We start from the raw sequence: 1,845 nt of genomic DNA, 5'->3' as shown, positions 1-1,845 counted from the left end.
GCCGCTCTTTAACAATCGATCAGGTAATTCATGTGGGCGCTTGTCGATGAGGTGGTGAGAAGTCACACCATTTCAAGGCAAGCGACTCGTCGAGACCTTCGGGTCTTTTGAGAAGCTTTGACCTTGAGCCAAGTTTGGTCCGCTTCCTTCGCAAGAAGGGTAAGGACTATATGATCTTAAACTGAAGAGTTTGATCATGGCTCAGATTGAACGCTGGCGGCAGGCCTAACACATGCAAGTCGAGCGGCAGCACGGGAAGCTTGCTTCCTGGTGGCGAGCGGCGGACGGGTGAGTAATGCATAGGAATCTGCCCGGTAGTGGGGGATAACCTGGGGAAACCCAGGCTAATACCGCATACGCCCTACGGGGGAAAGCAGGGGCTCTTCGGACCTTGCGCTATCGGATGAGCCTATGTCGGATTAGCTGGTTGGTGAGGTAATGGCTCACCAAGGCGACGATCCGTAGCTGGTCTGAGAGGATGATCAGCCACATCGGGACTGAGACACGGCCCGAACTCCTACGGGAGGCAGCAGTGGGGAATATTGGACAATGGGCGCAAGCCTGATCCAGCCATGCCGCGTGTGTGAAGAAGGCCCTCGGGTTGTAAAGCACTTTCAGTGGGGAAGAAAGCCTGGTGGTTAATACCCGTCAGGAAGGACATCACCCACAGAAGAAGCACCGGCTAACTCCGTGCCAGCAGCCGCGGTAATACGGAGGGTGCGAGCGTTAATCGGAATTACTGGGCGTAAAGCGCGCGTAGGTGGCTTGATAAGCCGGTTGTGAAAGCCCCGGGCTCAACCTGGGAACGGCATCCGGAACTGTCAGGCTAGAGTGCAGGAGAGGAAGGTAGAATTCCCGGTGTAGCGGTGAAATGCGTAGAGATCGGGAGGAATACCAGTGGCGAAGGCGGCCTTCTGGACTGACACTGACACTGAGGTGCGAAAGCGTGGGTAGCAAACAGGATTAGATACCCTGGTAGTCCACGCCGTAAACGATGTCGACTAGCCGTTGGGTCCTTCGCGGACTTTGTGGCGCAGTTAACGCGATAAGTCGACCGCCTGGGGAGTACGGCCGCAAGGTTAAAACTCAAATGAATTGACGGGGGCCCGCACAAGCGGTGGAGCATGTGGTTTAATTCGATGCAACGCGAAGAACCTTACCTACCCTTGACATCCTGCGAACCCTTCGGAGACGAAGGGGTGCCTTCGGGAACGCAGAGACAGGTGCTGCATGGCTGTCGTCAGCTCGTGTTGTGAAATGTTGGGTTAAGTCCCGTAACGAGCGCAACCCTTGTCCTTATTTGCCAGCGAGTAATGTCGGGAACTCTAAGGAGACTGCCGGTGACAAACCGGAGGAAGGTGGGGACGACGTCAAGTCATCATGGCCCTTACGGGTAGGGCTACACACGTGCTACAATGGTCGGTACAAAGGGTTGCGAACTTGCGAAAGTGAGCTAATCCCAGAAAGCTGATCTCAGTCCGGATCGGAGTCTGCAACTCGACTCCGTGAAGTCGGAATCGCTAGTAATCGTGAATCAGAATGTCACGGTGAATACGTTCCCGGGCCTTGTACACACCGCCCGTCACACCATGGGAGTGGACTGCACCAGAAGTGGTTAGCCTAACCTTCGGGAGGGCGATCACCACGGTGTGGTTCATGACTGGGGTGAAGTCGTAACAAGGTAGCCGTAGGGGAACCTGCGGCTGGATCACCTCCTTAAACGACGTATCACGCCTCGCGGCAAGTGCTCACAATGAATTACCTGATCGGCCAGAGCAAAGACTGTTTGGGTCGCCGACCCAGTGGTTAGCCGGGTCTGTAGCTCAGTTGGTTAGAGCGCACCCC

General features: G+C 55.6%; 1 rRNA gene. It reads left to right on the top strand.

The features are described 5' to 3' along the window. The first annotated feature begins 178 nt into the window (after positions 1 to 178). Positions 179 to 1,719, top strand: a 16S ribosomal RNA gene (locus HOP59_RS23380). The last annotated feature ends 126 nt before the right edge of the window (positions 1,720 to 1,845 follow it).

Source organism: Billgrantia aerodenitrificans, assembly GCF_021404405.1.
GTDB lineage: Bacteria > Pseudomonadota > Gammaproteobacteria > Pseudomonadales > Halomonadaceae > Halomonas > Halomonas aerodenitrificans.
The sequence above is the reverse complement of the archived record's forward strand: the minus strand, read 5'-3'. Positions and strand labels throughout refer to the sequence as shown.